The following is an 8,175-nucleotide window of genomic DNA, read 5'->3' as shown; positions in this document are numbered from 1 at the left end:
GCGAGGCACCGGGATGTTGTTCTCTAAGCAGAATTTAATTAACATACCAGTAAGCTGATGACCCTTCAGGACAAAATCAGAAACTGGCTGAGTCGATCGGGCGAAGCCACCGAGTGAGATAACAAGTTCGACCTCTTCAGCGCTGCCCTTGAGGAAGAAGCCTTTCACCAGACCGGCAGGCATCACATCAGGATTTGTTCTGCGGAACGAATCGATGGCTTGCTGAGTTTCAGCGGGGGCCAAAATGATCCTGCGTAGTTCAATCGGCATGGCGGAAGACAATGTCCATCTGATGAGATTGGACGTGGTTATGTGCTACGAACCATTGCAAATGGATGAATCTCGGCCAGGAACTCGGAACACCAGCCGGTGATCTGTCTACTGGACACTTCGAAAAACTTCGCGGCTGAGGCGTCGACCTGATTCATTTACCCGCGGTAGCGGAGGCGGCGATCATGGCAGGACTGACCTGCCCCCTTAAAAGCAAATTTATCGGATGCGAAGCGCATGTATGCTAGATTCATGAGAGACGGAAGGGGGCTCGACGACACAGCGTATGGGATACCGGGCAAGCTCATCATGCCTATGGGAGCGCCACTCTGGCAGCACCGATGTGCCCGAGCCGTCGTCCGCGTCTGAGCGGCGCCCATAGCCGATGCGACGCCGACCCGAGGCATCAAGGCACTGAAATCTGCGGAGCAGCATTGCGAAGTTTTTCAACTTCTGGCTGTATCTTTCTGCCCCGGATTGTTTGTTGCTGGATAGAAGGAGCAAGTTCGCTCAAGCTACCAAGGGCATACAGGAACGGCCGCGTTGTCTTCTTCGATCCGAGCCGGCGCCGATCCGGTCTTCGAGTGCTACAATCTTCGCCTTGCAGGGACCTCCGGTCCGACAATGCTCTTCGCCCACGGCTACGGCTGCGACGCCTCGATGTGGCGACTGGTCGCACCTCAATTCGAGAACCGCTACCGCACCGCGCTCTTCGACCACGTCGGGTCCGGCCGCAGCCGGGCTCCCTACGACGCTCACCGCTACGCAACGCTCGACGGCTACGCCGATGACGTTCTCACGATCTGCCGTGCTCTAGGGTCAGAGCCGGTGGTGTTCGTGGGCCATTCCGTCAGTGCGATGATCGGGGTCCTCGCCGCGGTGCGCGAGCCCGAGCGCTTCTCCCATCTCGTGCTGATCGGCCCCTCGCCGCGCTACATCGACGACGATGGCTACGTAGGCGGCTTCACACGAGAAGATATCGACTCGCTGCTCGCCCTGCTGGACGCCGACCAGGACGGGTGGGCGCGGGCAATGGCGCCGACCATCATGGGCAACCCCGAGCGTCCGGAACTCGCGGGTGAGCTCGCCGAAAGCTTCTGTCGCGTCGACCCGCGGGTGGCGCGGCACTTCGCGCGGGTCACCTTCACCTCCGACAATCGCGCGGACCTCGGGCGGGTGCGGACCCCAACCCTGGTGATCCAATCGGCCGATGATACCATCGCTCCACCCGCTGTCGGTGACTACGTCCACCGGCACTTAGCCGGCAGCGAACTCGTCGTTCTCGACACTTCTGGCCATTGCCCACATCTCAGCGCTCCGGAGGAGACGGCAGCCGCGATCGGGACCTTCCTGATGGATGCCGATGACGAACTCGCCTGAGGCCGGGCGGGCGGGCGGTGACCTGCCGTCAACCGCCGAGAGCGCGGAGGACCTCTACGAGGAGGCGCCCTTTGGCTACCTTTCCAGTCAGGGGATCGATGGGCCGATCCTGCGGCTCAACCGCACGCTCTGCCGCTGGACGGGCCACCGGGCGGCGGATCTCGCCGGTGTTCGCCGGCTCGATGACCTCCTCTCGCCCGCCGGACGGATCGCCCACGCCACTCGTCACATTCCCCTGCTCCGAACGGCCGGCGCCGCGGACGGTCTTGCCCTCGAGTTGGTGCGCGTCGACGGGACCCGTCTGCCGGTCCTGGTGAACTCCGTCGTGCGGCACGCGAGCGACGGCGCGCCACTCCTGACCCGCACGACGCTCTTCGACGCGACCGCGTACCGGCGCTACGAGACCCGATTGATCGAGGCGCGTGACCAGGCGGAGCGGTCTGCGGCGGAAGCCCGGCAGGCCCTCGCCGCCGCGGAGGCTGCCGATCGTGCCAAAGCCCGCTTTCTCGCCGCGATGAACCACGAGTTCCGCACACCGATCGGGATCATCGCCGGCTTCGCCGAGCTGCTCGCGGAGGCGGCGGTGGAAGGGCGCGCCGTACCTGCGGTCGAGTGGACCCGCGATGTCGTGGCCGCCTCGGCTCACCTCCTCGAGCTGCTGCAGGACGCGACGTACTACGCGCGGCTCAGCGAGGCGGAGCAGCGCTTCGATCCGCGCCGGGCGAGCCTGCGCCGGGCCTGCCGCAGTGCGCTGCCGCGCACTGCGGCCGTGCTGGAGCGGGAGGGCGTGACGGCCGTGCTGGATGACGGAGAGGAGGGCATGTCCGTGTTCGACGAGGAGCTCGCCGCGGAAGCCATCGCCTGCACCGTGCGGGAGCTGGCTCGTCGAGCCGGAGCAGGCGCGAAGCTGCACCTCCACTGTTCAGACGAGCCGGCGTGGCTCGAGGTGTCCTGCTCTACCCTGCTCCTCGCGCCCGAGGCCCTTGCCGGTCTGCAGGCCCCGCTTGATGGCTCGGGAGTGCTGAACCGCGGTCTCGAGGGCGCGGGTCTCGGCATGGCGGTGGCCTACCGGATCGTGGCGCTGCACGGCGGCGAGCTCCGCGCCGAGGCGTCCACGGAGGGCGGCACCCATGTGAGACTCCGTTTTGGCCCTGAATAGGCTGATGGATCCGGGGCGATGAGCCTAAGACAGAGATCACGAAGGGCCCTGCGGCTGCCGCCTCACGTGAGGGCGGATTGCCTGATCGTATGGCGTGGGTGCCCACCTTCAAGATAACGCCTGGATCACCGCTCCTGCCGGGCCGCTGATAGGCCATTGCCACAACCATTGTCGGCAACGTTCAGTTCGTCACCGAGCGTATTGTACAGTCATTTGCCTGCCGGAAAGTTCGCTGCACTGAAGGCCGGTTGCCTTATCCTCCGCGACATCAGTCGCCATCATCCACGCGGTAGATTTTGAAGATTGATTGGGTCTCGTCGCTCCAGCCAAAAGCGATTTATTCATCACTGTTGTTTATCTTAAGTGGAAAGCGCCGAGGCTTACGCAATGGCCATCTCATCCTCAGGTATCACAGATGTCATTCCTTTCAAAACTAACTGTCAAAGGTAAGCTGGCAGCCTCCTTTGGCACGCTGTTCATGATCATGCTGGCGGTGGGTGGCACCGGTCTGTATCAAGCCGGTGAACTGAACGCCGCAGCAGACCGGATCGGCAAGAGCGAACTTCCGACGGTGCGCATCTTGGGCGAGATCGGCCAGGGCATGACCCGCTACCGGCAGCTGTAAGGTTCGGTCATTCTGTCGCTTGACGCTCAAAGCCGGGCTCAAGTGAATCAGCGCGTCCGCACCACAGCCACTGAGCTGGAGGAAAGCTGGCGACAATACGACCGGCTGGTACGGGCTGGCGAGCAGCAGCAGCTCGCACAGGCACTGCGGTCCGCCTGGAATGATTATCTGAGCCAGGAGCCAAAGCTGCAAGGGCTGGTTGAGGCCGGGGATATCCGCGCCGCTGGGCAGTTCTACAACGTTGATTTGGCCTCCTATTCCGCGCGTCTCCGTACTGCCCTTGGCGCCGCGGTTGACTTCAGCGACCAGGCGGCGCAGCGGGAAGTCAGCTCCGCAGATACTGCCTATTCTCACACGCTTATTGTCACCCTCGGGACAACGGCTCTGGCCGCGGTGTTGTCACTGCTTGCCGCTTTCTGGCTGAACCGCAACGTTGCGGGGCGGGTGGTAGACCTTTCCGTCAGCATGCGCCGCCTGGCCAGCCGTGATTACGGCTTCACCCTTTCTGGCCACCGCATGCAGGATGAAATCGGCGAGATGGCGCGTGCGATCGAGGAATGCCGCACTGGCCTGCGGCAGGCAGACGAGCTGGCGGCGGAGCAGGCGCGGGAGCAGGTTGCGAAGGAACGCCGCGCGGTGAGGCTCGGCGCATTGATTCGCGGCTTCGAGGGAACGGTCAATGCGCTTACCGGCCATCTGACCTCCGCCTCGACGGAGCTGGAAGCCACGGCGCAGTCGATGTCGCAGATCGCCAAGCAGACCAACGCGCAGGCAGGCACGGTCTCCACGGCCGCGCAGTCCACCGGCAATGGAGTGCAAACCGTGGCTGCGGCGACCGAGGAGCTGACGGCCTCCATTGGCGAAATCAGCCGCCAGGTGGCGCAGGCTACCTCGGTCGCGGGGCGGGCGGTGCAGAATGCGCGCGCCACCGACAGCACCGTGCGCGCCCTGGCGCAGTCTGCCAACAAGATTGGCGAAGTGGTGGGCCTGATCACCAATATCGCCGGGCAGACCAATCTCCTGGCGCTGAACGCGACCATTGAGGCGGCGCGGGCTGGCGAGGCTGGCAAGGGTTTCGCCGTCGTGGCGAGCGAGGTGAAGAGCCTGGCGCAGGCGACCAGCAAGGCCACCGAGGAGATCAGCGCTCAGATCGCCGAGATCCAGGGCGCGACCTCGGCGGCGGTGCAGGCCATTCAGGAGATCGCCGCCACCATCGACGAGGTCAGCGCCATCACGGTCAATATCGCGGCCGCGGTGGAGGAGCAAAGCGCCGCAACCGGTGAGATCGCCCGGACGGTGCAGGGCACGGCGCGGGCGACGGAGGAGGTGAGCCGCAACATCGCTGATGTCAGCCGCAACGCCGGCGAAACAGGCGCCGCCTCCTCACAGGTGCTGTCCGCCGCCGCCGAACTCTCCAAAAGCTCGGAGAAACTCTCGGCCGAGGTCGGGGGCTTCCTGAGCGAAGTTCGCGCCGCTTAAGACGCAGGATTGGCCGCGGCGCTCTCCCTCATCGGGAGCGCCGCTGGCCGGGCAGCACTACTCGGCTGCGAGCGGCAGTCCGCGCGTTCTGCCGCGGTGACGCAGGGCCTTGGGCGGAGGATCTGCAATCATCTCCGCCTCGCCACGCTCGAGGTCTTCGTCGGCGCCGTCGAAGAGCCCGAGCACCCCGTCCGGCTCCGCGACGCACTACCTATGTAGCCGAAAGGTGTGTCCTTCTCTGGATTGCTGGGCTTGTCCTCGCGCTTGGCCCGCTTGCTGCGGCGCAGCTGCTTGACCACGCGCTCGACGGTGTCTGCAAGCGCCGCGTGGGCGTCCTTGGCGTGCCCACCGCGCCCGCCGAAGTCGATGTCTGGGCGAAGCTGACCTCGTGCTCCCTTCTCGGCTGCTCAGATCACGCGACGCGGAGTTGTCGAATGTCTTAAGCGGCACTTTCTATCCATGTTGAAGAATAGAGTTGCTGTGAAGCAGGGTTTCTACTCGCGGCACCGCATCTTCACGAATGGCTCACCGTGATCCCGCACAACTCGCGGATCGTGAGTTCGGCAGAAGTCGTTGGTGGGGAAGCATGCCGTGCAACTGGCAGAGATCGATCTGGAATACGTGGCCACCGTTCTGGCGACGCTGGCCCTCATGCCGGCGAGCGTGGCGCGGCAGTACCGGAGCCTGCTGTGCCGGGCGGCGCTGTCCGGTGACGACGATGCTTGGCTGCGGGAGGTGGAGCAGCATTTCCGGCCGGCAGAGGGAGTGATGCATGGCGAGGTTGTTCGCCTGCGCCGGGGTGAATGGTCACCGGAGGAGCAGCGGCTCTGCCATGCGCTGATGGCGGTTATCCTGCCGGCGGCTGCTACGGCTCCAGTCACTGCGGTCTGCCTGACGCAAACGGCGTAGTGCCGGGGTTTAGAGCCGCCCAGCCATGACCCTTTTGGTCTTGCCGGACGGCTTACGTGCTGCGGAAATTCAGCCTGCCGCAGATCTATTCATGCAGCCATAAGCTGCATAAGACGTCAACAACCATCGCCTTAATCTGCGCGGCGCCGGCCAGATGTAGGGGGCCGGGACTTCCTTACGCTCCACCAGGCATAACTGATCCGGAATACCGCGCATACCGCGGCGAACTGATGCTTACTCACCCCTCACTTGCGATCCACTGCAGCGGCGCTGATCTGCGAGATCTATAAACTGGCAGATCAGCCCTAATCCGGCTTTCTGGGCGCTTAAGAGTACTCAGAAGGAGGCCTGAACCCGCATGCCCACCAGCACAGCATCGTGCAGACTGCGGCCTGTGGCGCCATTCGGTGCACCTGCGGCGGGGTGGATGTACCATTGCGCCAGCGGACGAAGGTGCAACGGCCCGATCGGCCGGTCATAATTCACTTCGACCACCGTCTCGTAATCACGCACCGGCTGCCACGCCTCGCCGTAAGCCTGTAGATCCCGATCTCGCCTCCGCGCATCATGCCCGATGCGAGCCTGCGACACACCGAATGACAGGGTGTCGTTGTTACGCCCGAAGGCGCCTGTCCAGGTCATGCCAGCATCGACCTGAAAAGAAACGAGGTTGCGATCCGCCGGCTGCGTAAAACCGCGCATAAAAACAGCCAGGCTTTGCTCCTTGCTCCGCCACAGGGTGGCTTCGCCAACCAGGTAGGCGCCCAGATTATGGCGATAGAGCTGGGGTTCGCCGCTGCTGGCAGGGTCGGCGAGAGAAAGGCCATTGGTGTCCTGCCGCTGGGCGTCGAACCCGCCTGTGTGGTACCAAGCGCCGAGCTTGGCCACCCAGGGACGCGATCCGGCATTCAGTTTGGCGGGCCCTGCGACCACCTCGCCGATCATAAAAGCGCCGCCTGTGGTGCTGAAGGTAGTCCCGTAGCGATTGTGCCGCTGCGGGTCCGTCTCCGCCGCGTAATGGCCACCGGGATTGCCGGCGAACAAGCCGAAGCGAGCACCGAGGTCGGTTTCCGGCTCACCGAGTTCAACGCGCATGCCAGGAACAGCCAGTGGATAGGCCGGCCCGCCGGCGGGTAGTGCCTCGGCTAGTGCCAGAGGCCAGCCGAAAGTGCCGTTGACAAGGTTCAAGGCTGAATCGGCCACCGCGAACTCACTGTCTGCCGCCAGTTGCCCGAAGCGCAGAGAGCTCCAACCTTCTCTCCGCCATTGCAGCCACAACTCGTTCAGCCGCAGCGTGGAGACGCCCTCCACATTGCTCGGCGCTGTGAGGCTGCCGGTCAGCGTGTCCGCCGATTGCTTGCCATACAGGCCAATCGCATTGCTGCCGAGACTCCAGCCCTCAAGTCCTGCCAACCGCCCCAGCTCGGCTTCCACACCCATGCGGATCTGGGCAACTGCAGAGACGCCGCGTCGAGATCCGCCGCGCAGATTGCCAAGCGCGTCCACCACGAAGCCTGTGCTGGCACATAGCCCAGACACTAACGCTGTGCCCTCCTCACAGGCTTCCTCTGGTTCCGGCACATCCTGCCCGGCGGCCGGACGCATCATCCCGACAACGCTTCCGCCCACAAGGAGCGCCAGAAGCAGAACTCGGCGGGTGGGAAGAGGTAGCCGTTCCATGATGCGCTGACTTCCAGTTGCGCTGCCAGAAGAGCCCCAAAACTGTTTCGAATTTGTGGAGCTGTGCCATCAGTACTGAGCCGGCGGCCAAACATGCTCCTGGTTCATCCAGGATAGTGGCACTGCGGCCACCAATGGATGAGTTCGCCTGAGGCTCCGCTCGCTCTCAGACGCTTACTTCTCATTAAGCTTATGCTGCCTAACAGATCCTATGCCTGCTTGGGCAACGTGACATCTAAGCATTGGGGATCTTCAGTGGCCAACCTGCTCCAGAACATCAGCATCCGCACCAAGGTCATCTCGGCTTTCGCCATTGTTCTTTGCTGCGGGATGGCCCTCGGCCTGTATGCCATGGCCGAGGTGAAGCACCTCAATGCGTCCACTGACTCGATCAATGACAATGTTACGGGCCTGCGGCAGCTCTCCGCGATGGGCACGCAGATCGAGCGGATCCGTGTCACGGACGGGTTGCTGCTGATCACGCCGACAGCGGAGGGTCAGGCTGACTTGGCCAGCAAGAGCGCTGAAGCACGTCGAATGTTCAACAGGCACTTCGCGGATTACGAAGCGAGCATTGATCCAGGTGAGGAGCAGCAGCTTGCCAACGGCATCCGGGCTGGCTGGGAGCGCTTCCAGGCTGCGGAGCAGGGCTTTGCATCGATGGTCCAGAGTG

7 protein-coding genes and 1 pseudogene are annotated in these 8,175 nt (G+C 63.6%); 6 read left to right on the top strand and 2 right to left on the bottom strand.

The genetic code is table 11. The features are described 5' to 3' along the window. Nucleotides 1–270: hypothetical protein (locus tag D2K64_RS24740; RefSeq protein WP_157986042.1), on the bottom strand; the 270-nt coding region annotated here is incomplete at its 3' end. Nucleotides 271–813: 543 nt separating this feature from the next. On the opposite strand from D2K64_RS24740, the gene D2K64_RS22250 reads away from it, so the two are divergent. The 5 genes and pseudogenes from D2K64_RS22250 (at nucleotide 814) to D2K64_RS22225 (ending at nucleotide 5,822) form a co-directional block, all read left to right on the top strand. Further along, nucleotides 814–1,650: an alpha/beta fold hydrolase gene (locus D2K64_RS22250; RefSeq protein ID WP_238384374.1), complete on the top strand. Its 837-nt coding sequence runs from the start codon at nucleotides 814–816 to the stop codon at nucleotides 1,648–1,650. Continuing rightward, nucleotides 1,634–2,809 (top strand): PAS domain-containing sensor histidine kinase, encoded by a 1,176-nt coding sequence (locus D2K64_RS22245; protein WP_238384373.1) that lies wholly within the window; start codon nucleotides 1,634–1,636, stop codon nucleotides 2,807–2,809. Before D2K64_RS22250 ends, D2K64_RS22245 begins: the two co-directional genes overlap by 17 nt. Before the next feature lie 415 nt (nucleotides 2,810–3,224). Continuing rightward, nucleotides 3,225–3,770: pseudogene (locus D2K64_RS25765) on the top strand (MCP four helix bundle domain-containing protein); the annotation flags it as partial. A gap of 129 nt (nucleotides 3,771–3,899) precedes the next feature. Next, entirely contained in the window at nucleotides 3,900–4,913 is a 1,014-nt protein-coding gene (locus tag D2K64_RS25760) for a methyl-accepting chemotaxis protein (RefSeq protein ID WP_306418951.1), read from the top strand. A gap of 591 nt (nucleotides 4,914–5,504) precedes the next feature. Continuing rightward, nucleotides 5,505–5,822 carry a hypothetical protein gene (locus D2K64_RS22225; RefSeq protein ID WP_157986040.1) on the top strand — a complete coding sequence of 106 codons (318 nt, stop codon included), beginning with the start codon at nucleotides 5,505–5,507 and terminating at the stop codon, nucleotides 5,820–5,822. A gap of 336 nt (nucleotides 5,823–6,158) precedes the next feature. On the opposite strand, the gene D2K64_RS22220 is transcribed toward D2K64_RS22225, so the two are convergent. Continuing rightward, entirely contained in the window at nucleotides 6,159–7,331 is a 1,173-nt protein-coding gene (locus D2K64_RS22220) for a carbohydrate porin (RefSeq protein ID WP_157986039.1), read from the bottom strand. Nucleotides 7,332–7,757: 426 nt separating this feature from the next. On the opposite strand from D2K64_RS22220, the gene D2K64_RS22215 reads away from it, so the two are divergent. Then, nucleotides 7,758–8,175, top strand: a 418-nt coding sequence (locus D2K64_RS22215) for an MCP four helix bundle domain-containing protein (protein ID WP_162306235.1), incomplete at its 3' end; no start/stop codon positions are given.

Source organism: Teichococcus vastitatis (assembly GCF_003604215.1).
Taxonomy (GTDB): Bacteria; Pseudomonadota; Alphaproteobacteria; order Acetobacterales; family Acetobacteraceae; genus Pseudoroseomonas; species Pseudoroseomonas vastitatis.
This window is presented reverse-complemented; position numbering and strand designations above follow the sequence as displayed.

Bases quoted from the DNA above. Each gene is read 5' to 3' on its own strand.
- D2K64_RS22245 (WP_238384373.1), top strand. From the start codon at position 1,634: ATGACGAACTCGCCTGAGGCCGGGCGGGCGGGCGGTGACCTGCCGTCA.
- D2K64_RS25760 (WP_306418951.1), top strand. From the start codon at position 3,900: ATGCGCCGCCTGGCCAGCCGTGATTACGGCTTCACCCTTTCTGGCCAC.